The sequence below is a fragment of the Roseobacter sp. OBYS 0001 genome, from assembly GCF_019654895.1.
Lineage (GTDB): Bacteria > Pseudomonadota > Alphaproteobacteria > Rhodobacterales > Rhodobacteraceae > Roseobacter > Roseobacter litoralis.
The window spans coordinates 276,312-301,012 of sequence record NZ_BPES01000002.1 but is presented as its reverse complement, the minus strand read 5'-3'; the positions used below and the strand labels follow the sequence as shown (position 1 = coordinate 301,012).

The 24,701-nt window shown below is 57.9% G+C and carries 23 protein-coding genes; 18 read left to right on the top strand and 5 right to left on the bottom strand.

Going from position 1 to position 24,701, the window contains the following annotated elements; translation table 11 throughout:
- Positions 1-72 precede the first annotated feature (72 nt).
- Both K5Q35_RS06945 and K5Q35_RS06940 read right to left on the bottom strand, forming a co-directional pair.
- Complete coding sequence (locus K5Q35_RS06945; protein ID WP_220798999.1) at positions 73-825, bottom strand: hydroxypyruvate isomerase family protein; 753 nt, start codon at positions 823-825, stop codon at positions 73-75.
- A 75-nt stretch (positions 826-900) separates the two neighbouring features.
- Entirely contained in the window at positions 901-1,476 is a 576-nt protein-coding gene (locus K5Q35_RS06940) for a DUF1285 domain-containing protein (protein WP_220798998.1), read from the bottom strand.
- Between the two features lie 69 nt (positions 1,477-1,545).
- On the opposite strand from K5Q35_RS06940, the gene K5Q35_RS06935 reads away from it, so the two are divergent.
- The 5 genes from K5Q35_RS06935 to K5Q35_RS06915 all read left to right on the top strand — a co-directional run bounded on the left by K5Q35_RS06935 (position 1,546) and on the right by K5Q35_RS06915 (position 10,627).
- Positions 1,546-2,553 (top strand): MoxR family ATPase, encoded by a 1,008-nt coding sequence (locus K5Q35_RS06935; protein WP_220798997.1) that lies wholly within the window; start codon positions 1,546-1,548, stop codon positions 2,551-2,553.
- A 71-nt stretch (positions 2,554-2,624) separates the two neighbouring features.
- Entirely contained in the window at positions 2,625-3,455 is an 831-nt protein-coding gene (locus K5Q35_RS06930; protein WP_220799140.1) for a DUF58 domain-containing protein, read from the top strand.
- On the top strand, positions 3,452-6,229 hold the full coding sequence (locus K5Q35_RS06925) for a DUF4159 domain-containing protein (protein ID WP_220798996.1): 2,778 nt from the start codon (positions 3,452-3,454) through the stop codon (positions 6,227-6,229). Before K5Q35_RS06930 ends, K5Q35_RS06925 begins: the two co-directional genes overlap by 4 nt.
- Complete coding sequence (locus K5Q35_RS06920; RefSeq protein ID WP_220798995.1) at positions 6,226-8,268, top strand: hypothetical protein; 2,043 nt, start codon at positions 6,226-6,228, stop codon at positions 8,266-8,268. The genes K5Q35_RS06925 and K5Q35_RS06920 overlap by 4 nt, the downstream gene beginning before the upstream one ends.
- A gap of 100 nt (positions 8,269-8,368) precedes the next feature.
- A complete protein-coding gene (locus K5Q35_RS06915; RefSeq protein WP_220798994.1) occupies positions 8,369-10,627 on the top strand; it encodes a response regulator in 2,259 nt (752 codons plus the stop codon).
- Here K5Q35_RS06915 and yaaA read toward each other — a convergent pair.
- From yaaA to K5Q35_RS06900, 3 genes are all read right to left on the bottom strand, one after another.
- The gene (gene yaaA / locus K5Q35_RS06910) at positions 10,612-11,391 is read right to left on the bottom strand and encodes a peroxide stress protein YaaA (RefSeq protein ID WP_220798993.1); all 780 of its coding nucleotides are present in this window, start codon (positions 11,389-11,391) and stop codon (positions 10,612-10,614) included. The two genes, K5Q35_RS06915 and yaaA, sit on opposite strands and share 16 nt — an antisense overlap.
- Positions 11,392-11,425: 34 nt before the next feature.
- Positions 11,426-13,468 (bottom strand): DNA helicase RecQ, encoded by a 2,043-nt coding sequence (gene recQ / locus K5Q35_RS06905; RefSeq protein WP_013964013.1) that lies wholly within the window; start codon positions 13,466-13,468, stop codon positions 11,426-11,428.
- A 108-nt stretch (positions 13,469-13,576) separates the two neighbouring features.
- Positions 13,577-13,864 (bottom strand): YggT family protein, encoded by a 288-nt coding sequence (locus K5Q35_RS06900; protein ID WP_220798992.1) that lies wholly within the window; start codon positions 13,862-13,864, stop codon positions 13,577-13,579.
- Positions 13,865-14,020: 156 nt separating this feature from the next.
- On the opposite strand from K5Q35_RS06900, the gene K5Q35_RS06895 reads away from it, so the two are divergent.
- The 13 genes from K5Q35_RS06895 (at position 14,021) to K5Q35_RS06835 (ending at position 24,666) form a co-directional block, all read left to right on the top strand.
- Positions 14,021-15,385 carry an MFS transporter gene (locus tag K5Q35_RS06895; protein WP_220798991.1) on the top strand — a complete coding sequence of 455 codons (1,365 nt, stop codon included), beginning with the start codon at positions 14,021-14,023 and terminating at the stop codon, positions 15,383-15,385.
- A complete protein-coding gene (gene mepA / locus K5Q35_RS06890) occupies positions 15,382-16,311 on the top strand; it encodes a penicillin-insensitive murein endopeptidase (protein WP_220798990.1) in 930 nt (309 codons plus the stop codon). The genes K5Q35_RS06895 and mepA overlap by 4 nt, the downstream gene beginning before the upstream one ends.
- The gene (locus K5Q35_RS06885; RefSeq protein WP_220798989.1) at positions 16,284-17,204 is read left to right on the top strand and encodes an esterase-like activity of phytase family protein; all 921 of its coding nucleotides are present in this window, start codon (positions 16,284-16,286) and stop codon (positions 17,202-17,204) included. The genes mepA and K5Q35_RS06885 overlap by 28 nt, the downstream gene beginning before the upstream one ends.
- Before the next feature lie 69 nt (positions 17,205-17,273).
- The gene (locus tag K5Q35_RS06880; protein WP_220798988.1) at positions 17,274-17,894 is read left to right on the top strand and encodes a queuosine precursor transporter; all 621 of its coding nucleotides are present in this window, start codon (positions 17,274-17,276) and stop codon (positions 17,892-17,894) included.
- Positions 17,895-18,244: 350 nt separating this feature from the next.
- Positions 18,245-18,664: an alternative ribosome rescue aminoacyl-tRNA hydrolase ArfB gene (gene arfB, locus K5Q35_RS06875; RefSeq protein ID WP_013964007.1), complete on the top strand. Its 420-nt coding sequence runs from the start codon at positions 18,245-18,247 to the stop codon at positions 18,662-18,664.
- Between the two features lie 193 nt (positions 18,665-18,857).
- Positions 18,858-19,748 (top strand): DMT family transporter, encoded by an 891-nt coding sequence (locus tag K5Q35_RS06870; RefSeq protein WP_220798987.1) that lies wholly within the window; start codon positions 18,858-18,860, stop codon positions 19,746-19,748.
- A gap of 156 nt (positions 19,749-19,904) precedes the next feature.
- The gene (locus K5Q35_RS06865) at positions 19,905-20,519 is read left to right on the top strand and encodes a ribonuclease D (protein WP_013964005.1); all 615 of its coding nucleotides are present in this window, start codon (positions 19,905-19,907) and stop codon (positions 20,517-20,519) included.
- Positions 20,516-21,478: an SIS domain-containing protein gene (locus K5Q35_RS06860; protein ID WP_220798986.1), complete on the top strand. Its 963-nt coding sequence runs from the start codon at positions 20,516-20,518 to the stop codon at positions 21,476-21,478. Before K5Q35_RS06865 ends, K5Q35_RS06860 begins: the two co-directional genes overlap by 4 nt.
- A gap of 5 nt (positions 21,479-21,483) precedes the next feature.
- Positions 21,484-22,092 carry a hypothetical protein gene (locus tag K5Q35_RS06855; protein ID WP_220798985.1) on the top strand — a complete coding sequence of 203 codons (609 nt, stop codon included), beginning with the start codon at positions 21,484-21,486 and terminating at the stop codon, positions 22,090-22,092.
- Between the two features lie 3 nt (positions 22,093-22,095).
- Entirely contained in the window at positions 22,096-22,587 is a 492-nt protein-coding gene (gene lptA / locus K5Q35_RS06850; protein ID WP_220798984.1) for a lipopolysaccharide transport periplasmic protein LptA, read from the top strand.
- Positions 22,588-23,346: an LPS export ABC transporter ATP-binding protein gene (gene lptB, locus K5Q35_RS06845; RefSeq protein WP_013964001.1), complete on the top strand. Its 759-nt coding sequence runs from the start codon at positions 22,588-22,590 to the stop codon at positions 23,344-23,346.
- A 248-nt stretch (positions 23,347-23,594) separates the two neighbouring features.
- Entirely contained in the window at positions 23,595-24,161 is a 567-nt protein-coding gene (gene hpf / locus K5Q35_RS06840; RefSeq protein ID WP_013964000.1) for a ribosome hibernation-promoting factor, HPF/YfiA family, read from the top strand.
- A 40-nt stretch (positions 24,162-24,201) separates the two neighbouring features.
- Positions 24,202-24,666, top strand: coding sequence for a PTS sugar transporter subunit IIA (locus tag K5Q35_RS06835; RefSeq protein WP_220798983.1), 465 nt, complete (start codon positions 24,202-24,204; stop codon positions 24,664-24,666).
- Positions 24,667-24,701: the final 35 nt, after the last annotated feature.

The following is a 24,701-nucleotide window of genomic DNA, read 5'->3' as shown; positions in this document are numbered from 1 at the left end:
TAACGCTGCCTGAAATCAATTATTTCAAAGCGTTACGTGATACTTGATGTTTCAGGCATTTCGTCACACGCTCTAGGTCTGAAACAGGGCCATCCAGTCCAGATGTTCTTCGGTGCGCCCATCAACGGTGTAATCGGCAACCAGCCACCCGGCATATTGCGCACAGCTGATCGCCTCCGCGAAAGCTCCAAAATCAATCGCACCGGTGCCGGGCGCGGCGCCTTCAGTATCCGCCAGTTGGATATGCCGTACGAGGTCGGCATAGGTCTCGAACACCGACACGGCATCACCGCCTAGGGCTGCGGCGTGTTGGCTGTGAAACTGCAAACCAAGGTTGGGCGCACCAACATCATGGATCACCCCCGCCGTGACCTCAAAATCGGATAGAAACGCATCGGCTTGTGCCTTGGGTTCCAGCGTCAGCGTGATCCCGTCGGGTGCTGCGTCACAGGCATGGCGCAGGTTTGCCACAAGCGTTTGGCGCGCTGCCGCGCCAGAGGCGACACCCGCCATGATGTGCAGCACTGGCACCCGCAGCGCCTCACAATAGCGCAGCGCGCGGCGCAGATCATATTCAAACCGCTTTTCCAGGCCCGGCACGGCGGCGAATCCACGATCTCCACCCGTGTAGTTGGGGGGCGGTGCGCAGATATGCACCACTGGAAGTCCCGATCGCAGGGCGGCGCGTTGCGTCTCTTTGGCAGGCATTTCGTAGGGAAGCGGCACCGCGACGCCCTCAAACCCTGCCGCCTGCGCCGCTTCAAATCGGTCAAGATAGGGCAACTCAGCCCAAAGGGTGCTCAGGTTGGCGGCAAGTTTCGGCATGATCGTTCTCCCCTTCGGATCACGCTATCAATCGCGACCTCAAGACCCAAGCGGAAAGCCCTTAAAATGCCAACGTCACGGCAAATCCGCGCTGGGGATCACCGGAAAGAAAGCTCCGGACGACCACAGGCCGAACCAGCCGTCATGATGCGCGCCAAGATCAACCAGCCGGTAAAAGCTCTTGCGGTCAATCAACGCGTCCAGATTACTGCGCACCCTGATATAGGGCGACGGTTCGCCGGTTTCGGGATCGCGTTCAACGCGGATGGGCAGATCAGCGCTGGCCACGGCGCTGTCATCCACATGGGTGAAGAATTTCAACACCTGATCTTTGCCGGTGCCGCGCGCTTCGAAATCAACGGCGACAAAGGGCGCATCGTCCACCGTGATCCCGACCTTTTCCACCGGGGTGACGAGAAAGTAATCTTCACCTTCTTTTTTGAGAATCGATGAAAACAATTTGACCAAACCGGGCCTGCCGATCGGCGTTCCCTCGTAAAACCACGTGCCATCGCGGGCAATTCGCATGTCCAGATCGCCACAAAACGGCGGATCCCACAAATGAACGGGCGGTAAGCCGCGTGTTTTTGCTGCATTTATTGACGCTGCAAGGCCCTCTGCCGATGGGGTAACGGTTTTTTGTCCACTCATTGCTTTTGCCATTTCATTAGAGCGCCATAGATTTACAGTGAAGCATATAACCCAACGGAGCGGATTGTCATGAGCGAAGCAGAGGATTTGGTCGCCGAGATCGAAGCACTGGGCGAGAAACTGGCTGAGGCCAAGTCATCGATCACCAAACGCTTTATCGGTCAGGAACGTGTGGTTGAGCTGACGCTGACCGCGCTGCTTTGCGGTGGGCATGGCCTGCTGATCGGTTTGCCGGGGCTGGGCAAGACACGTCTGGTTGAGACGTTGTCGACCGTGATGGGGCTGCATGGCAACCGCGTACAGTTCACGCCCGACCTGATGCCTGCGGATATCCTCGGCTCCGAAGTGCTGGATACAGCCTCCGACGGCAGCCGCGCGTTCCGCTTCATCGAAGGGCCGATCTTTTGCCAGCTGCTGATGGCGGATGAAATCAACCGCGCCTCGCCGCGGACGCAATCCGCCCTGTTGCAGGCGATGCAGGAAAAAACAGTGACCGTTGCCGGCGAAAACCGCAGCCTTGGCGTGCCATTCCACGTCTTGGCCACACAAAACCCCATTGAGCAGGAAGGCACCTATCCGTTGCCCGAAGCGCAGCTTGACCGTTTCCTTGTGCAGATCGACGTGGCCTATCCGGACCGCGACACGGAACGTGACATTCTACTGGCAACCACCGGGGAGGTCGAAGAAGCCTCAACCGAAGTCTTTTCCGCAGACGCGTTGCTGGCTGCGCAACGGCTGCTGCGCCGTATGCCGGTGGGCGAAAGCGTGGTTGAGATGATCCTTGATCTGGTGCGGGCCTTCCGCCCCGAAGAAGAAACCGCGAGCCAGCAGGTGCGTGAGACCGTGGCATGGGGCCCCGGCCCGCGCGCGGCACAGGCGCTGATGCTGACGGTACGTGCCAAGGCCCTGCTGGAAGGGCGGCTTGCACCCTCCGCCGAAGACGTGATTGATATGGCCCGGCCCGTTCTCAGCCACCGTATGGCGCTGAATTTCGCAGCACGGGCGCGCGGGGACAGCCTGACGGATCTGATTGAAAGCACTGCGGTGACACTTTCCGGGACAAAGGCCGCCGCGTGAGTCCCTTGTCTTCCCTGCCGCAGGACGCGCGACCAACCGCGCTGCGCGCGACTGCCGAAACGCAGGCCGCGATGCTGCCTGCCTTGCTCGCCCGGGCTGAGCATCTGGCGGGCGCCGTTCTGCTGGGCGATCACGGTCGGCGTCGCGCAGGCATGGGAGACGACTTTTGGCAATACCGCCCCGCGCAACCCGGAGACAGCCGCCGCCTGATTGATCACCGCCGCTCCGCGATGGGCGACACGCAGTTCGTCCGAGAACGCGAATGGCAAATTGCGCAATCGGTCATGCTTTGGGTGGATCAGGGCGCATCCATGCGGTTTTCCAGCACCAGCGACGTGCCGCAAAAAGCGGACCGCGCGCGGGTGTTGGCACTGGCCATCGCGATCCTGCTGGTACGCGGGGGTGAACGGGTCGGCCTGACTGGCACGACGTTGCCACCACGGCGCGGAAATGCCCAGATACTGCGGCTCGCAGATATGTTCACCAAGGATGCAGAGGACGATTATGCGCCGCCCGAACACCGCGCGATGATCCCGTCAGCGCGTGCCGTGTTTATTTCCGATTTCATGGGCGACGTGTCAGAGGTGAAACTGGCCCTGACCAAAGCCGCCGACCGTGGGGTGCGCGGGGTGCTGTTGCATGTGCTTGATCCCTCCGAAGAGGAATTCCCCTTCTCAGGTCGTACCATTTTCGAAAGCGTCGGCGGCACGATCAGCCATGAAACGCTCAAAGCCAACGACTTGCGCACGCGCTATCTGGACCGACTGGCCGCCCGCAAAGCCGAATTGCAGCACCTCTGTGCGGTGACCGGCTGGCAATACGGGCAGCATCACACGAATATGTCTGCGCAATCTGCGTTGCTGTGGCTTTATTCTGCGCTGGATACAGGTGGCTTTCGATGACTGTTCTGGGTGGCATCGGATTTACCGCACCATGGCTTTTGCTGGCGCTTCTGGCCTTGCCGATACTCTGGCTCATCCTGCGCGCGATCCCGCCAGCACCGATCAAACGCATGTTTCCCGGCGTTGCCTTGCTCTTGGGTTTGCAGGACGATGAAAGCGTGTCTGACCGCACGCCGTGGTGGCTGCTATTGCTGCGGATACTGGCGGTCGCGGCAATCATACTGGGCCTTGCAGGACCCATCCTGAACCCGAATGAGGATCAGGCCGATGGCAGTGGCCCGCTGATGATTGTACTGGATGGCAGCTGGGCCGGTGCGACCCGCTGGGACGAGCAGATAGAGGCTATTGATGCGCAGTTGAGCCGCGCCAGCCGTGCGTCACGCCCGGTTGCATTCCTTGATCTGGCCAGACCCGAAGCCCCCGTTTTTCAGGCCGCTGATACATGGCGCAGCCGTTTACCGGGATTTACGCCCTCCGGATGGCAACCTGATACAGCCCGCATCGCAGAGGCGACCTCATCTTTGAACGAAACCGGTGCCTTCGACACGCTGTGGTTCAGTGACGGGCTCGACTATCCGGGTCGCGATGAGGCACTCGCCGCGTTTGAGGCGAAAGGCGCGGTCGATGTATATCAGACCGCCGCCAATGTCGTCGCCCTTGCGCCTGCGGACTTTGAAGACGGCGCTATTCTATTGACAGCATTGCGCGCCGCGCCCGGGCCAGAACGTGAAGTCGCATTGCAGGTGCAGGGCCGTGATCCGGTGGGCAATGCGACATTACTCGCCACGGCAACCGCCACCTTTCAGGCCGGGGAAACAACCGCGGACACCGCATTGACGCTGCCCGCTGAGCTGCGCGCGCGGATCACGCGGTTTGATATTCAGGGCCAGCGTTCTGCCGGGGCAACGACCTTGGCGGATGATGCGCTGCGCCGCCGTGAGATTGCCCTGATCGCCGGGCGCGAGGACCGCGAGGGGTTGGAGCTTTTATCCCCGCTGCATTATCTCGAACAGGCGCTCGCGCCCAGCGCTGATCTGATCAAGGGCAGCCTGTCCGATATCCTGCCCGCCAACCCGGATGTGATCATCCTTGCCGACATCGCCACCCTGTCAGGTGGCGAGGCGGAGGACTTGGGCGAATGGCTGGATCAGGGCGGTATGCTGGTGCGCTTTGCCGGCCCGCGCGTCGCCGCAAGTGATGTCAGCCGCGTGGACGAAGACCCGCTGATGCCCGTGCGGCTGCGCACCGGAGGTCGGACCGTCGGCGGTGCCATGAGTTGGGGCGAGCCCAAGACCCTGGCCCCGTTCCGCGAAAACTCACCGTTCTTTGGCCTGCCCATCCCCGGTGATGTTCAGGTCACAAGCCAGATCATGGCCCAACCTGACCCGACACTCGCCGAACGCGTGATTGCCGAACTGACGGATGGTACGCCGCTGGTGACGCGCAAGACCCGTGAGCAGGGACAGATTGTGCTCTTTCACGTGACGGCCACGGCGGATTGGTCTACGTTGCCGCTTTCGGGTCTGTTTGTGCAGATGCTGGAACGTCTGGCCGTTGCGTCCTCGGGCACGCGCCCTGATGCGACCCAATTGGACGGCACAACATGGACACCAGAACAGGTTATGGATGGATTTGGAACACTCTCCGACGCGGGTAATCTGCCCGGTGTGCCCGGCCCTGACCTTGTCAAAGCCCCGCCCAGCCCTGAGATGCAGCCGGGCATCTATGCCTCCGGTGATCGTCGCCTCGCGCGCAACGTTGTGACGGATGAAACCCTGCTGGAACCCGCCGTCTGGCCTGCGCGCATTCCCGTGCGCGGGTTTTTCGTGCCACCCGAACAACCCATCGCGGGTTTGCTGCTAAGCCTTGCGCTGCTGACCCTCATTGCCGATGTGATTGCGTCGCTCGCGCTGACGGGGCGTCTGACAGGCGCGGCCGGTCGCACGGCGGCCATCGTCATCGCCTTGGGCGTACCACTCGCCATGCCCTCGCAAAGCGCCGCACAAAGTACTGAGCTTGACGAATTTGCCCTGCAATCGACCGAAGAGATGGTGCTCGCCTATGTGATCACCAGCGATGCGCGCGTAGATGATTTGTCGCGCGCCGGGCTGTTCGGGTTGTCGCAAACATTGACGTTCCGCACCTCGGTCGAACCTGCAAGCCCCGTCGGTGTTGACCTTGAACGCGATGAGCTGGCGTTTTTCCCGATACTCTATTGGCCGATCACGGTGGATCAGCCCCGCCCCTCGTCAGAGGCCTACGCCAAGCTGAACGCCTATCTGCGCTCAGGTGGGTTGATCCTGTTTGATACCAAAGACGCAGATATCGCACGGTTCGGTGCGGCCAGCCCGAACGGTCGCAAACTGCGCGATCTGGCCGCCCCGCTCGATATACCGCCTTTGGAACCTCTGCCTGCGGATCATGTCCTGACCCGCACCTTCTACCTGTTGCAGGACTATCCGGGACGCCACACCAGCCGCGATGTCTGGGTCGAAGCGGCCCCCCCGGATGCCGAACAAATCGAAGGCATGCCGTTTCGCAACCTCAATGACGGCGTGACGCCGGTTGTGATCGGTGGCAACGACTGGGCAGCGGCCTGGGCGATGGCGGAGAACGGCGCGCCGCTGGTGCCAATTGGGCGCGGGTTTACTGGCGAACGGCAACGGGAACTGGCCTACCGCTTTGGCGTGAACCTCGTGATGCATGTGCTGACCGGCAATTATAAGTCAGATCAGGTGCATGTACCCGCGCTGCTGGACAGGTTGGGCCAATGACCGGACAGATGATTTTTGACCCGCTGATCCCATGGACGCTTTTGGTGACGATTGCGGTCCTTGCAATGGCGGGTGTGGTTTTTGCCGCCCTGCGCGGGCTGAGCGGTTGGGCCCTGCGCGGTCTTGCGGCTCTCGTCGTCGTCGCGGCGCTGACAGGCCCGAGTTACCAGCAAGAGGACCGCGCAGAACTTAGCGACATCGTGCTGCTGCTCGAAGATGAAAGTGCCAGTCAGAACCTGTCGGACCGCGCCGCGCAAACACAAAGCGCTGCCGATGAACTGGCGGACAGCATAGCGGCACGCAGCAATACCGAAGTGCGGCGGATAACCGTCGCTGATGGCGATGGGGATGCGGGCACACAGCTTATGACGGCGCTGTCCAAGGCCCTCGCCGAAGAACCGCGCAGCCGTGTGGCAGGCATCATCGCCGTATCGGATGGTCGTGTGCATGACGCGGACTTGCCGGTAAACCTGCCCGCGCCGATGCATCTGCTGATGACGGGTAAAAGCACCGACTGGGACCGTCGGCTCAGCATCAAAAACGCACCCGCCTTTGCGATCATCGGTGAACCTGTCACCCTGACCCTGCGTATCGAGGACATGGGGAATGGCCCGGCTGAAGCCTCCACAGCGCCCTTGCTGATCTCGGTCGATGGGGCGGAACCGCAGGAATTTCAGGTGCCTTTGGGTCAGGACATCGACCTGCCCGTGACCTTGCCCCACGGCGGGCGCAATGTGATCGAATTCACCGTGCCAGAGGCTGACGGCGAATTGACCGATCGTAACAACAAAGCCCTGATCCAGATGAATGGCGTGCGCGACCGGCTGCGCGTGCTGCTCGTCTCGGGTGAACCACACCCCGGCGGGCGCACATGGCGCAACCTGTTGAAATCCGACAGTTCCGTGGATCTGGTGCATTTCACGATCCTGCGTCCTCCGGAAAAGCAGGACGGCGTGCCGGTCAGCGAATTGTCCCTGATCGCTTTCCCCACACGCGAATTGTTTTTGGAAAAGATCGACGATTTTGATCTGATCATCTTTGACCGCTACAAACGCCGGGGCATTTTACCCGCGCTTTATCTCGACAATGTCGCCAATTACATCCGGCAGGGTGGTGCCGTTCTGGTTGCGGCGGGCCCTGATTTTGCGGGCGCGGATAGCATCTATCGCTCGCCTTTGGGGCCAGTTCTGCCCGCGTCCCCGACCGCCCGCGTCCTTGATCAGCCGTTTCGACCCACCGTGACGGAAATCGGCAACCGCCACCCCGTGTCGACCGACCTGCCCGGTGGCGGCGATTGGGGCCGATGGTTGCGCCATATCGACATCACCGACCCAAAAGGCAATGTCGTCATGACCGGCGCTGGGGACAGACCTTTGCTCGTGCTTGATCGCGTTGGTGAGGGGCGCGTTGCCTTGTTGGCCTCGGATCATGCATGGCTGTGGAACCGCGGGTATGAAGGCGGCGGGCCGCAATTGGAGCTTTTGCGCAGGCTCGCGCATTGGATGATGCGTGAACCCGAACTCGAAGAAGAAGCGCTCACCGCCGAAGCCACGGGCCAAACCATGCGCATTTTGCGCCGTACCTTGCAAGAATCCGTGCCGCCTGTCGTGATCACTGATCCCTTGGGGAACGTCACCGAATTGCCCCTGCTACAATCCAGCCCCGGCGTTTTTGAGACCGTTTTCGACGGTCCGGAAATCGGCCTTTACCGACTAGAGAATGGCGATCAGATGGCCGTCATCGGCCTTGGCCCCGCTGCACCGCGCGAGTTTGAGCAAACCATAGCGACGCCGGATATTCTGGCACCAGTTCTCGCGGGGCTGCGCGGTGGCACGGTGATGCTGGAAGACGGGCTGCCCCGACTGCGTGATGTACGCGAAGGGCGACCAGCCGCCGGGCGCGGCTGGATCGGTCTGACCCCGCGCAACGCATATGAAACCCGCGATGTGCGCCAGACCGCCATCCTGCCGGGGTGGCTGGTTCTGTTGCTTTCTGCCGGTCTGATAACCGCCGCGTGGCTGCGCGAAGGGCGTCGTTAAGGCGTGAATTGACGGTTATCGCGTCCGGTTAAACAGATATTCACCCAAAAGCGGCAGTTTGCAGCACAGATCGGTGTTGTTAATCCATGCGAATATCTGAATGAGCATTGCCAATAAACTGGCCCAGGAAAGGCGTAGCAGACTTGCTGCGGAGCGGCTGCTTGAACTCAAGCAGGCCGAGCTTTTCGCTGCGAACCGGAAACTGGGGCTTCATGCGCGTCAGCTGTCGAATGAAATCGTCGAAACACGCGCCGAAGTCGCCAATGTGCGGGATGAAAACAAACGGGTCAAATCAGACCTTTCTGCGGCGCATAAACAGATCGAGCGCGTTGAACGCAGGCTGTGGCAGTCCATTGAAACGATAAATGACGGATTCGCGTTCTACTCACCTGACTTAGAACTCATCATGGCAAATAACTCGTATCTTGCTGTCTTTGACGGGCTCGAAGACATGCAGCCCGGCGTGAGCTATGTCACCGTGCTGCAGTTTTTGACGGAAGAGGGCATCGTCAATATTGGCGATATGCAACCGGCAGAGTGGCGGCAGAAAATGATTGAACGCGTTCAATCCGCCGAGCCCGAAGCCGTCATTATCAAGCTGTGGAATAACGAGTATATCAGGATGATTGATCGTCGGGGACCTGACGGTGACATCATCTCACTCGGCATCAACATCACCGCGGCTGTGCAATACGAAGAACAACTAAAAGCAGCCCGCGCCAGCGCAGAGGCGGCAAGCCGCGCGAAATCGGCCTTCCTCGCCAATATGAGCCATGAAATCAGAACGCCGATGAACGGCGTGGTGGGCATGGCGGATGTTTTGACCGAAACCCCGCTGAGCGAAGAGCAAAGGCTATATGTAGACACCATCAAGAACTCTGGTGAGGCGCTGCTTGTTATCATCAACGACGTGCTGGATTACTCAAAGATTGAGGCAGAAAAACTTCAACTGCACCCAGAGCCGTTTAACCTCGAAAAATCCATCCATGAGGTGCTAAGGCTGCTGCAGTCCATCGCGCGCGACAAGGGTATCTTGCTCTGTGTCGATTATTCCTTGCTCCTTACCTCTGATTTCATTGGCGATCCTGGCCGCCTGCGCCAGATTCTCACAAATCTGCTCGGCAATGCGGTCAAATTCACGACCGAGGGGTCCGTTACTGTGCGCGTGTCGGGTAAACCTGACGAGGCCACTGGAAAGGTGATTGTGCAGGTCAGGGTGGAAGATACCGGCATTGGCATTCCGGAGGACATGATCGACCACGTCTTTGGCGAGTTCAATCAGGTTGAAAGTGAACGCAACCGTCAATTTGATGGTACGGGTCTGGGTCTGGCGATCACCAAACAGCTGATAAAAATGATGGATGGGCAGATCTGGCTCACCTCGGAAGAGGGCGTTGGCTCCTGCTTTGGGTTTGAAATCGCACTCGAGCCGCCGGGCCCGGTCACGCTAACGCATCCGGTTTTGGACCCCGCATTGCGACATGTCATTGTGGTCGACGATTTCCCGCTGAACCTCGACATATTGCAGCGGCACCTTGAGGAATTGGGCCTTAAGGTCACGGCCTGTCAGGATGCAGCCAGCGCTCTTGCCATGCTCGACAGTTCGGTCGACCTCGTAATCGTTGACCACATCATGGCAGATATGAATGGGTTACAATTTGCTGAAACAGCGCGGCTGGCCGGTCATACCCAGCAAATCGTTTTGCTTAGCAGCAACCACGGGCATGCCAGCAAGGACCCGCTGAGCGACAAAGTCGACGTTATTGCCCAGCGACCCTATCTGCGCAGTGACTTGTTTGGCTGGCTTGAAGCGGTAAAACCTGTGGCGGACCATGAGGAAATTCCTGAAACCGCCGATAAAACCAAGACACCACCGGTATTTTCACATCGCAAGGCGGCCTCACCGCCTGAACCGCAACCCGTTGAACCAACAGCACCACGCAAAATGCGTATCCTTGCAGCCGAGGATAATAAAACCAACAGGCTGGTCTTTGGCAAAATGATCAAAGCCCTTGATATCGAGCTACAATTTGCAAATGACGGGCAAGAGGCTGTCGATGCTTATCCGGTGTTCAAACCCGATCTGATTTTCATGGATATCTCAATGCCACGTCTGGATGGCAAAGAGGCAACCCGCGCGATCCGCGACATGGAAAAAGGGACGGATGTCCATGTGCCGATCATTGCATTGACCGCCCACGCGATGAGCGGCGATGACAAGGAAATCCTAGAGGCGGGACTTGACCACTATATGACAAAGCCACTGCGCAAGAACGAAATCATTGGAAAGATCGTGGACTTCCGTCCGGCCGACGCCGATCATCCCTGCCCTGATGAATTGGATCAGGCAGCGGGATAGGGCCGTACGAAAACAGGCTTGTCCGGCGTCGATTGCTCCGGCTGATACACGTATCCGCCCGTGTCGAAACTGGTCAGTGCCTCCGGGTCAGACAGGCGGTTTTGGATCACGAAGCGGGCCATGGCACCACGCGCCTTTTTGGCGAAAAAGCTGACGATCTTCGGGCCTTTACCGTCATTTTTGTCTTCCATGAACGCCGGGGTAATAACCCGCAACTTCAGGGCTTTGGGCGCAACGGCACCGAAATATTCCTGACTTGCACAGTTGATAAGCACATCCGTCCCGACGCTTTGTGCCTGCGCATTCAGTGCTTTGGACAGGTCATCGCGCCAGTACTCATACAGGTTCGACCCGCGTCGCGTTTTCAGGCGGCTTCCCATTTCCAACCGATACGGTTGAATGGCGTCCAGAGGGCGCAAAACCCCGTAAAGACCCGACAAAATCCGCAGATGATCCTGCGCCCATGCGCGTTCATCTTCATTTAGGCTTGTCGCTTCCAACCCCTGATACGTATCTCCCGCAAACGCCAAAGCGGCGGGTCGCGTGGCCTCTGGCGCGGGCTCTTCCGAAAACGCATTGAACCGGTCGCGGTTAAGACGCGCCAGATCATCGCTTAATCCCATCAATGATTTCAGTTTTCCAAGGCTGAGGTTGCGGGCTGTTTTTGAAAGGCGCACCGCATCGTCCTGAAAGTCAGGTTGCGTGACCAAAACGTCCCGTTCCGCCCAATCCAACCGCTTAGCGGGTGAAATCACCACCAACATACATCATCCCCCGGAAATCTCTCTGCTGCTGTATCTAGCCCGCCTCTCGCAGGACGTCCAGAAAGGCCGACCCAAAACGTTCTGCACGGCGATCGCCCAGTAAACTCTCGACCGCTTTTTCGTCGGCGTTGTGCATCTGCGCGAGTTTAGCCAACTGCGACGAGGAACAACTCAGCGGCTTGTCCTGACCCGCCTCGCCCCGCGTCAACCCGGCCTGTACTTCGAGAAGGCGGTCGTAGACTGTACCTGCGGTTTTACCCGCCAGTTTCCGTCGGTTCGGGTGCATATGCTCCGCTTCGCCATTGATCACTTCGAGAAAGGCCGCGCCGTAGCGTTCGAGCTTCTTGGCCCCCACACCGCCAATACCTGCCAGATCATCGAGGGTCCGGGGTCGGTTTTCAGCCATTTCAATCAGGGTCCGGTCGGTAAAGATAATATATGCCGGGACCTTGGCATTCTCAGCGAACGCGCGACGCTTGGCCTTGAGCGCGGAAAGCAGCGGTGCGTCTTCTTCGGCAACCATGGACTTCACTGCCGGACGCCGCGTGCTTGCGTTGCGGATACTGTCGCGCCGCAATTCAATCGTCGCCTGATCGCGCAGGATCGGCAGCGCTGCATCCGTCATCTTCAATGCACCATGGCGCGCGGGGTCCGGGCGCACCAGATCATGCCCCATCATTTGCCGAAAAACGGCTTGCCACTGGCGCTTGTCGTATTCCTTACCAACGCCGAAAGTAGGCAGCGAATTATGGCCGCGCTGCATGACTTTGTCGGTTGAAACGCCCAGCAAGATATCAATCAGATGCCCCGCCCCGAACCATTCCTCTGTGCGCAGGATGGCCGACAGGGCCTTGCGCACTGCAACGGTGCCATCAAATGTTTCGGGCGGCGCATCGCAGAGATCGCATTTGCCGCAGGTGATTTCGGTCTCTCCAAAGTAGCCCAAGAGCGTCGCGCGACGGCATTTCATCGCTTCGGCCAATCCCAGCAACGCATTGAGCCGCGCATGATCCGCAGTACGGCGTTCGGGGGGCGCCAGCCCTTCGTCGATCTGGTTGCGCCTTAGACGGATATCATCCGGTCCAAAGAGGGTCAGCGTTTCAGCCGGTGCGCCATCGCGCCCGGCCCGGCCAATTTCCTGATAATAGGCCTCGATCGACTTTGGCAGATCCGCATGCGCCACCCAGCGGATATCCGGTTTATCAATGCCCATGCCAAAAGCGACCGTCGCCACAACGATCAGCCCGTCCTCTTGCTGAAAGCGGCGCTCCGCGATCCGGCGATCCTCCGCCTCCATACCACCGTGATAGTGCAACGAGGTGCGACCCGCATCGCGCAGGGCCGCAGACAGGCTTTCGGTTTTTGCGCGTGTGCCACAGTAGACAATGCCTGACTGCCCGGGGCGTGCTGCCGCAAAATCCAAAATCTGGCGTCGAGGGCCATCCTTGGCCGCGAAAGACAAATGAATATTCGGGCGATCAAACCCGCCAAGAAAAATCTGCGGATTTCCGTCATCAAACAGTTTCTGAACAATTTCGGCGCGGGTTTCCGCATCTGCTGTCGCAGTGAAGGCGGCCAAAGGCACAGCCAACGCGCGCCGCAGTTCACCAATGCGCAAATAGTCGGGCCGGAAGTCATGCCCCCATTGGCTCACGCAATGCGCTTCGTCTACGGCAATGAGCGATACACCGATGCGCCGTAGCAGGCCCAGCGCCGACCCTGCCGCCAGACGCTCGGGCGCCATGTACAAAAGTTTGAGTTTCCCTTGATCCAACGCATCGAATACCGCGTCGGTTTCCTCGGGCGTATTGCCGGACGTCAGCGCCCCTGCGGCCACGCCTGCTTCTTGCAGGGCCCGCACCTGATCGCGCATCAGCGCGATGAGAGGTGAAATCACAACGGTGACACCATCGCGCAGCAGTGCAGGCAATTGAAAACACAGCGATTTTCCACCGCCCGTTGGCATAATCGCCAGCACGTTTTCGCCAGCAACCACCGCATCGACAATTTCTTCCTGCCCGGGTCGAAATGCATCAAACCCAAAGACATCGCGAAGCATCTGGGGCGCGCCGGTCATGTCGATCCTGTTCTTTATTTCTGCTTTGCGGGGCAGACTCCCACAGTCACGAATCGCGGACAAGGGCTATCCTGCGCATTTGTGAAAAATGCCGGCGTCAGCCCACAACTAGATGAAGAGCGCGTAGTTGTTGACCAGTACAATGCGCAGGATGGCAACGATCAAAAGCACGGCCAGAGGTGCCAGATCAATCCCACCCATTTGCGGTAAAATCCGACGCACAGGGCCGTAGATCGGTTCCAGCAAGCGGTTCAGCCCGTACCAGATTTGCGCAACGAGAGGTTGCTGCGTGTTGAGCACCTGAAAATTGATCAGCCAGCTCATGATCACATGCGCGATGATAAGGAACCACACAACATTCAACAGAAGCATCAGAATTTCAAAGATCGATTGCATCAGAATACCTTTCGTTGGGCCTTGTCCAGTTAAGCAAGCGGCGCACAAAGGGCAAGGCTGCGCTTGTCGTAGAGGGTGCGATTTAAAAAACCTTTACTTGCCTGCTCACAAAGGGCCTGTTCTACCTTAAGGAAACAAGGCAGAGCAGGCAGCTGGATGAGTTCAACGCGTCAACGCATTTGGGGTTGGTATTTCTTTGATTGGGCAAGCCAGCCCTACAACACCCTGTTGCTGACCTTCATTTTCGGCCCCTATTTCGCGCAGACGGCAACCGAAACATTGATCGCTGATGGCATGGCGGCCGACGCGGCGCGCGCGCAGGCGCAGGCCTATTGGGGCTATGGTTTGACGGCGGCTGGGATCTCAATCGCAATACTCGCGCCGCTTTTGGGTTCAATCGCAGATGGCAGCGGGCGGCGCATGCCGTGGATCGTTCTGTTCAGCACGCTTTACGTCGTTGGGTCCGCTGGCTTGTGGTGGACAGCGCCTGCGGATTTTTCGATCCTTTGGGCCCTGTTCTTTTTCGGTATTGGTCTGATTGGCATGGAGTTTGCCACGATTTTCACCAACTCCTTCCTCCCCGAGCTTCACCCAAATAGCGACGAACGCGGTCGCATATCAGGCTCTGGATGGGCGTTTGGCTACCTTGGCGGTGTAGTTGCGCTGGTCATCATGCTTGTGCTGTTTCAGGCTGGTGAGACGGGGCGCACGCTCGCTGGCCTTTCGCCATTGTTTGGCCTGAACCCCGAAACAGGCGCAGATACACGCATCGTCGGGCCCCTTACCGCTGCGTGGTTTATGATCTTCATTATACCCTTCTTTTTGCATTTCCGCGACACCGGGCCAAAACGCGCACAGAAAAACCATCTTCGCATCGGCTTGAATGGTTTGTGGAAAACCATTGCAAAACTCCCACAAACGCCGTCTTTGCTCGCCTATCTGGGGTCTTCGATGTTTTACCGCGACGCACTGAATGGCCTCTACACATTTGGCGGCATTTACGCGTTGGGCGTCCTCGGGTGGAGCATCATGGACATTGGCGTTTTTGGCATTCTTGCGGCCATCAGTGGCGCAGTTTTTTGCTGGGTCGGGGGCCGGATCGATCGTCGCATCGGCCCAATGCCCGTGATCGTTTTCTGCTGTGTGACCCTGATCCTGACATCAGGGCTGATTTTGTCGCTGACGCCCACGTCAATTCTGGGAATTGGGCTGGCTGAAGGCTCTGCTATCCCGGACATTGCGTTTTATATTGCTGGCGCACTCATCGGGGCGGCAGGCGGCGCACTGCAGTCATCGTCCCGTACCATGATGACCCATCAGGCCAACCCGGAACGAATGACCGAAGCCTTTGGCTTATACGCGCTTTCCGGCAAGGCAACATCGTTCCTTGCACCTGCATCCATTGCAATTGTATCAGACCTCACCGGAAGCCAGCGCATGGGGATCACGCCGATTGTCGTGCTTTTCATTCTGGGTCTGATCCTGCTCATATGGGTCAAACCCAAAGGGGATTACGCATGAAGACTGCACAACTTATCCTGACATCCGTGCTTGCATTTGGCCTGTCGGCCTGTTCCGAGCAAGGCGCGCCGCCCGCGCAGGTCGCGCCGCTGGCAACCATCGGAACCTCCGGACACAAAGACAGCCTCAAGCCTGCAAAACAGCTGTTTGGGGCGAAATCAGCAGCCTCGCAAAGCGCCGCCGCCCCCTTTGGCAGCTACGCAAAAGGCTGTGTCGCAGGGGCAGCGCAACTGGCCGAAACCGGCCCGACGTGGCAGGCAATGCGCCTGTCGCGCAACCGAAACTGGGCGCATCCCGAGACCGTGAGCTTTGTCGAAGACCTCAGCCGAAAAGCAGCGCAGCAACCGGGATGGAATGGTCTCTATGTAGGGGATTTGAGCCAGCCGCGCGGGGGGCCCATGCTGTCGGGTCATGCCAGTCACCAGATTGGTCTGGACGCGGACATCTGGCTGCGCCCCGCCACAAATCTGTCGCTGAGCGTGGCGGAACGCGAAAACATCTCATCCATTTCGCTGCGGCGCAACGCCGGGGCTTTTGTCAACGACAACTGGACCCCGCAACATGCCGAGATTCTCAAGGCCGCCGCATCGGACCCGCGCGTTGCACGTATCTTTATCTTTCCCGGCGCAAAGGTTCAGCTTTGTGAGACTGCAACAGGTGACCGGTCATGGTTGCGCAAAATCAGACCGTGGTATGGCCATCACTACCATTTTCACGTGCGTCTGGCCTGCCCCAGCGGATCGACAGGTTGTGTGGATCAAACACCGCCACCCGCAGGGGACGGATGCGCAGATGCGCAGGCGTGGGTGAACAATATCCTGAACCCGCCGCCACCGAACCCCAATGCGAAACCTAGAAAGCCAAGACCCCCCATTCGCCTTGCCGATTTGCCTGCACAATGCGCCGACGTTTTACAGTCGCAGTAATTGGCGTTGTGGCGTTTGCGCCGTGGTTCTGGTTCAAGCCAGTCGCGCCAACGGATCAATCCGCACATCTATTGTCAGTGACAGACATTCCACGCGACGAAGATTGGATCGGCGGCCTGTCCGGCATTGATCTGACGCCGGATGGCGCGGAATTTGTCTTTGTTACGGACCGCGGGCATGTGGCGCGCGGCAAGCTCCTGCGCAGGGGCGGGCAACTGACGGGTATCGAGATCGACACGAAACGTGTGTTGGTCGACCCGCGCGGTCGTGTCTGGGAAACACTGCAGACGGATGCGGAGGGGGTTGCCTGGGCGGCGTCCGGTTCGGTTTTCGTGTCCTTTGAACACGCCCACCGCGTGCACGCCTATCCGACGCTGGACACGCCCGAGAAACTGCCATCCTACACCCATGCATGGGGCGCATTGAAACAAAACGGCGGGCTCGAAGCGCTCGCCATTCAGGACGGTGGATCACTGTTCGCGATCCCAGAGCATGTCCACCCCGGTGCATGGGCCGCACTGGTCTATCGACGCAAACCGGGGGAGGCGTGGCAACAGGCCTTTACCCTTCCGGTCACGGACGAATTCTCCCCGGTTGGTGCCGATTTTGGCCCCGATGGACGGCTCTATGTGCTTGAGCGCGGCCTGTATCCCTTCGCCTTTTACAGCCGTGTGCGGGCCATGACGGTGCAGGAAGACGGTGTGACGGATATCGAAACTGTTCTGCAAACCAAACTGGGGGCGCATGGCAACCTCGAAGGGATTGCCGTTTGGCGCGACGACGCCGGAACCCTCAGGCTCACCATGGTGTCTGACGATAATTTCTATCCCTTCATGCGCGGTGAAATTGTCGAATACGCTCTGACGCAAAGGGTTGCCACGCAGCCGCAATAGGCCTAAAGACGCGGCGTCGGCGATGGTTGCCGACCAAGTGCCGCACCCTTGCCAAAACGGATTATTCACATGACACGCGCTCACCTCCCCGGCATCATTGCCATGGCTGCCATCGTTGTTGCCTCCAATATTCTTGTCCAGTTCCTGTTCGGGAATTGGCTGACGTGGGGGGCTTTCACCTACCCGCTCGCCTTTCTGATCACCGACATCATGAACCGCGTCTATGGCGCGCAGGCCGCCCGGCGCGTTGTGTTCACCGGCTTTGTCGTCGGGATCATCTGTTCGCTGATCGGCACGCAGATCATGGGCGAATATGGGCCGCTGGTCACGCTTCGGATCGCAATCGGGTCCGGCATCGCGTTCCTGACGGCGCAGTTGTTGGACGTGTCGATCTTTTCCGCACTGCGCGGCGGGACATGGTGGCGCGCGCCGCTGGCCTCTACGCTGATCGGTAGCACCGTCGATACTGCCTTATTTTTCAGCATCGCGTTTTCTGCAAGCCTCAGCTTTATCGAACCTGCCAATGACGTATCCTGGGCGGGCGAGGTTCTGCCGATCCTTGGATTTGGCCCTCAGGCCCCGCTATGGGTGTCGCTTGCCATCGCGGACTGGGGCGTCAAACTCAGCCTTGCGCTGCTGGCGCTGGTGCCGTTCCGTATGATCACTGCGCGGATGACCGCCGCGCAGTAACAGATTTTTAACGAAAAAAAGCTTGGCAAATTTCTGAACCTATGCGACGATTCTAATATCAGAAACAGATAGGTAAAGGAGGTGATCCAGTGTCAAGAAAGGTATTGGAGCGAGGTGTCGGAACAGCTTTGGAGGTCGCCTGCTAAGGCAGCCCTTACCGGGCAGACCACAAGGTGGACGTGATCGTCTAACCGATCCCACCTCCGCAACCATTCGATTGGGCCGCACTGTAAAAGTGCGGCCCTTTTTGATAGGCCTATCCATGTGAACACCTGAGCGGAGATCGCCATGCGCCAAAGATCCATCCGGCAATTCAGTCAGCGTTTCAGGGCGGCTTGCCTGAGGTCATCATGAAAATCAGCGACAACATTACCATTGAGGATTGGGAACTGACAGAGAGCTTCATGCGCTCCTCCGGTCCGGGCGGGCAGAACGTCAACAAGGTTTCATCGGCCGTTGAATTGCGGTTTGAGGCCGCGCGTTCGCCGAATTTGCCCGCACCGGTCAAAACCCGCCTCAAACGCCTTGCCGGGCGGCGCTGGACAACCGACGGTGCGCTGGTCCTGCAATGCGAGGAAACCCGCAGTCAGGCCCGCAATCGGGAGATTGTACGCGAACGATTGTCGGAACTCATTCAAAAGGCGCTGGTGGCCCCCAAACGGCGGATCGCAACCAGACCCACACTGGGGTCGAAAAAGCGGCGACTGAAAGCCAAAAAGCAACGTGGCGAGGTCAAATCCCTGCGGGGACGGGTCGACCCGGAAAAATAGCGCCGGGTGATCGCGGCAGCATTTGCAGGAAATACGTGACATTAAAGCGTCATGCGAAAAACCTGAATCACATAGCGCTGCCTGAAATCAAAGATTTCAACGCGTTACGTGATGCTTGATGTTTCAGGTATTTCGTCAGACGCTCTAGTCGTGACGCTTCTACTGTGCGGGCGGAAATGCAGGATTTCACAACATGCCAGCGAAAGACAAAACGGCGCTTGCCATCGGTCTAAGCCTGATTGCTTTGCTGCTTTTCGACGCCATGGGGCTGGTGATCAAGCTGCTCTCTGAGAGATATTCCGCGATGGAGCTTTCTGCGTGGCGCAATATATTTGGGTTAATCCCGGCAATCATTGCCATGTATCTGTCCCCCACGTGGCGCGCCGCAGGGCAACCGGTGAAGATCAGACAATGGAAGCTGGCGCTGATGCGGGGGTTTATCGTGACCTTCGCCCAGATGTGTTTCTATCTGTCCCTTGGATTGATGGCTTTTGCCACCGCTTCGACGATTACCTATGCCAACGCACTGTTCATGACCGCGCTTGCCGTGCCTCTTTTGGGTGAAAAGGTCGGACCCGTCAGGTGGGGTGCGGTGCTCATCGGATTTGTGGGTGTCATGCTGATTATGAAACCGGGCACAGATGCGTTCACCCCCTACGCGCTGCTGCCACTGGCGGCTGCAGCACTTTATGCATTGGTTGGCGTCACCTCGCGCCTTTTTGATGATACCGTGCCCAGCCCCTTGATCAGCCTCTATTCCGCAGCAACCGCGTTGGTCACATCAGCCATTATCGCATTGTTCTGGGGCGGTTTTACGCCCATCGCCAGTTGGTCAGACATGGGCTGGATCATTGCTATGGGCGGTTTCGGGGGCACGGCGGTTTTGTTTCTGGTGTCCAGCTACCGCATGACGGAACAAAGCAACCTCGCGCCGTTCAGCTACTTTGGCATACCGATGGCCTTTGTTCTGGGGTGGGTTTTCTTTGACGAAACACCCTGGAACACACTCTTCCCCGGTGCTTTGCTTATTGCAGCGGGCGGGTTAATGATCATTTGGCGCGAAAGACAATTGCGATCAGGGTGAAACGCCTGCGCAGTCTCCCCTTTAATGCGCAGCCATAAAAGCCCACATATGCTGCAGGCTTGTGCCGTATCGTTTCCGGCGCTAACACGCAGCGCATTGAAACACCAACGACCCAACAGGCTATGCCGACGACGGCCAGCAGGATATAGGAAACCCATGACCCATAAAGTGTATAAGAATGATCTGCCGGATGGGCTCGACCTTGGGCCGATGGTCGCGATTGATTGCGAAACAATGGGCCTGCACCCGCACCGCGACCGCTTGTGTGTCGTGCAACTGTCAGGCGGGGATGGCAAAGCGCATCTGATCCAGATCGCTAAAGGCCAGACAGAAGCGCCGAACCTGTGCAAACTGCTGGAAGACCCAAATGTGCTCAAGCTGTTTCATTTCGGGCGATTTGATATCGCCGCCATGCTGAACGCTTTTGGCGCGACAGCCGCCCCCGTTTACTGCACGAAAATCGCCAGTCGTCTGGTGCGCACCTATACAGATCGTCACGGTCTGGCCAAACTGCTGCAGGAGCTTTTGAACATCGACATCTCGAAACAACAACAATCGAGCGACTGGGGTGCTGACACCCTGACCGATGCGCAAATCGACTATGCGGCATCAGACGTGCTTTATCTGCATCAATTGCGTGAGGCCCTGAACACGATGCTGACGCGCGAAGGCCGCATGGAAACAGCGCAAGCCTGCTTTGACTTTTTGCCAATGCGGGCAAAACTGGACTTGATGGGGTGGCCCGACACGGACATCTTTGCCCACTCATGAGCCAGGTTTTTCAAGACACCGCACGCCGTGTGATCCGCATTGAAATAGACGCCCTGCAACAGCTTGAGCAAAGCATTGATGACAGCTTTGCCAAGGCCGTTGATCTGATGATTGCAGCCACGGGTCGCATTATCGTCTGTGGCATGGGCAAATCGGGCCATATCGCACGCAAGATCGCCGCGACTCTGGCCAGTACCGGCACGCCTGCCCATTTCGTACATCCCGCCGAGGCAAGCCATGGCGATCTTGGGATGATGGGGGCGGGCGATGTTGTGATCGTCCTGTCCAACTCCGGCGAAACACCGGAACTGGCAGATGTCATTGCATATACGCGCCGCTTTGCGATCCCCATGATCGGTGTGGCAAGCCGCCCGGAGTCCACGTTGCTGAGGCAATCTGACGTCGCATTGGTTTTACCCCGCGCGCAGGAAGCCTGCGGAACCGGCATCGTGCCGACGTCGTCGACGACGATGACGCTGGCCTTGGGGGATGCGCTGGCCGTCGCATTGATGGAACACCGCCAGTTCACACCAGAACACTTCAGAAATTTTCACCCCGGGGGAAAGCTCGGCGCACAGTTGAGCAAAGTCGCGGATCTTATGCACACAGGCGACGCCGTACCGGTCGTATCAGGAAACGCCCCCATGTCCGAAGCGTTGCGCGAAATCGGCCAGAAAGGGTTTGGGGTCGTGGCCGTATCTGACCCGCAAGGGCGGCTGCAGGGCATTATCACAAATGGCGATATCAGCCGGCATATGGACGGCTTGGCGTCCTTTGAGGCGCATAACGTCATGACACCATCGCCCATTACGATCACGCCCGACGCCTTGGCCGAACAAGCCGTTGGCATCATGAACGATAAAAAGATCACCTGCCTGCTGGTTGTTGATCCAGAAGTCCCACAGAAACTGATCGGGCTGATCCATATTCACGACTGTTTGCGCGTTGGGCTCGGATGATCTTGATGCATACCGATCGTTACTCACGGATGGTGGCATGGTTGAAGGTGACCCTGCCTCTGGTAGCGCTTGGTATGTTGTCGACGCTCTTTTTGATTTCGCGTGCCGTTGATCCGCCCAGCACGATTCCTTTTGCCGACAGCGAAGTGCAGGAACGCCTGACCAACCAGCAAGTCACCGGCCCATATTACACCAGCATGTCCGCGAATGGCGATCAGATTGCCGTGATTGCTGAAACCATGACAGGGCCAACTGGTGTCGGTGGAACCAACAAAGGCAAAAACGTCGATATTGAGATGAAGATGGCCAGCGGTTCGAACATTACCGCCTATGGTAACGATGCCCTGATTGACATCGCAAATGACCGCTCAACGCTCAATGGGGATGTGAAAATTACGACTTCAACCGGTTATGTCCTGTATTCCGATGAGTTGTTGCTGCGCATGTCCGTCACGGATGTGACATCACCAAGTGCAGTGCGCGCCACAACACCCTTGGGTGATCTGGAGGCCGGTGCCATGCGCTTCTTTGTCCCGGAAGGGCAAGAAGATGGCCAATGGGTTTTTACAAAGGGCGTAAAACTGTTACACAATCCGGATAATGTGAAAGAATAATCTGTGACTTTTTTCAAAACCTTCGTTTTTTCCCTATCGCTTGTCTTTGCGGCCACTGGACTGTTTGCACAAGGCACTCAGGTGGCTTTTGGCACGATTCAGGAAAACAGCGGGCTGCCGGTTGAGGTCACAGCAGACAGCCTCGCAGTCGATCAAAACGCCGGAACTGCGCTGTTTACGGACAATGTGATCGTGATTCAGGGCGAAATGCGTTTGTCCGCCGACAATGTGCTGGTGATCTATGACACGACGGCACAGGCGATAGACCGCATTGAAGCCACCGGCAATGTCGTGCTGATTTCCGGACAGGATGCTGCCGAATCTGAGCGGGCAGACTATAATGTCGACGATGGGACAATCGTGATGAGCGGCAGTGTTCTTGTTGCGCAAGGCCCCTCGGCAATAAGTGCTGACACGATGACCGTTCAGATATCCGACGGCACCGCGCAAATGTCAGGCCGGGTTAAAACCGTGCTGCAAACCGGTGATCAGTAGATGGCACGCCCCAAGCTGACAGTCGCAGAGGGCTCTGCCGGGCTACGGGTGGAGCATTTGCGCAAATCATACCGCAAGAAAACCGTCATCCGCGATTTTTCGATGGAGTTGGACAGGGGCGAAGTCGTCGCTTTGCTGGGGCCAAACGGGTCGGGCAAGACAACGACATTTTACGCCATCGCAGGGCTGGTCACACCGGAAGGCGGCAGCGTGCGGATCGATGGGCAGGATGTGACGACGTTCCCCATGTATCGCCGCGCGCAGCTTGGGATCGGGTATCTGCCTCAGGAAATGAGCATCTTTCGCGGCCTTTCCGTACAGGACAACATCGCCGCAATCCTCGACATTACCGAGTCCGACCGCCACAAACGGCGTGAGCGGCTCGAGGAATTATTGTCGGAGTTTTCCATCGAGCACCTGCGCCGCGCTCCGGCACTTGCCCTGTCGGGTGGCGAGAGACGGCGCGTGGAAATTGCCCGCTGTCTTGCGGCCAACCCGCGATACCTGCTACTGGACGAGCCGTTTGCAGGCGTGGACCCAATTTCGGTGGATGACATTCGCACGCTTGTGTCCGACCTCAAAAAGCGCGGCATCGGTGTGCTTATTACAGACCACAATGTGCGTGAAACACTGGAAATTGTGGATCGGGCCTATATCCTGCACGAAGGCAAAGTGCTGATGTCAGGCACGCCGCAAGATGTTGTCGACAACGAAAACGTGCGCAGAGTTTACTTGGGCGATAAATTCAGGATTTCCTGATATACCCTTTGTTAACCTTTACCTTTTTTCCGCTTATGCGTGTTTCTTTTGTTTGACTCCCGCCCCAATTGTCGGGCTGAATAGGTGTATGGCAAAGATCAGTCCTTGTGTTTCACTGTGTCAGACGGCTCGTCAGAGCACAAAAAACAACAACCTGAAGAGCAGCCATTTTCCGTAACCTGCCAAAAGTTCAGCAATGACGCTCACGCGAGTGATTTTTGGAAGTGTCTGACTTAAAAGGAGAACCTATGCGGTATCAAATCAGCGGCAAACAGATCGATATTGGTGAAGCGCTTCAGACCCATGTACGCGATGAACTCAGCGAAGCGGTCAAGAAGTATGCCGAGCGCCCGACCGAGGCCGTCGTGGTTTTCTCCAAATCGGCACATGAGTTTGTTTGCGAGGCGACCGTACATTTGTCCACGGGGCTGACAGCACAGGCCAAAGCGCACCAGACTGAAATATACGCAGCCTTTGATGCATGTCGCGAGAAAATGGAAAAGCAACTGCGTCGATACAAGCGTAGGTTGAAAGATCATCACAAAGATCGGGTGGAGCCTGTTGAAATCTACGGCGCATCCTCATATATCCTCGCATCAGAGGTTGAGTCGGAGGATCAGGAACCTGAAACACTGCAACCGATCATCGTGGCTGAAATGGAAACTAAAATCCCATCTCTTTCCGTAGGCGAAGCAGTAATGCAGATGGAGCTTCAAGGCGCTCCTGTTCTGGTGTTCCGAAACGAAGGCAAGGAAGGCGTAAACGTTGTGTACCGTCGGGATGACGGAAACATCGGCTGGATCGATCCTCAATAAAGTTTAACGGCGCAGGGCGCGTCAAAAAAGTGCGGGCGATATGGAATTTTCTGAACTCCTGAAGCCGGAGGCCGTAAAGGTGCTGAACTCGGCCTCCAGCAAAAAACGCTTGATGCAAGACATCAGCGACCTCTCTGCGCAAGTCTATGATTTGAATGCAGATGTGGTCCTTGATGCGATGCTGGCACGCGAAGCACTTGGGCCGACGGGTGTGGGGCATGGCATTGCCCTGCCACATGCGCGGTTGAACGATCTTGACTCGGTTCTGGGTGTTTTCGTTCTTCTCGATAAACCAATCGACTTCGGATCAGTTGACCGCCAGCCCGTTGATATCGCTTTCGCACTGTTCGCCCCCGAGGATGCGGGTGTCGATCATCTCAAGGCATTGGCGCTGGTCTCGCGGACCTTGCGTGACGCTTCCGTGTGTACGAAGCTGCGGGCAAATCGCAACGCAGCCACGCTCTATACGATCCTGACATCAGTCGAAGCTGAGCAAGCCGCCTGACACTGGACTGTTGATCCGAGAAATCCAAAGTGATG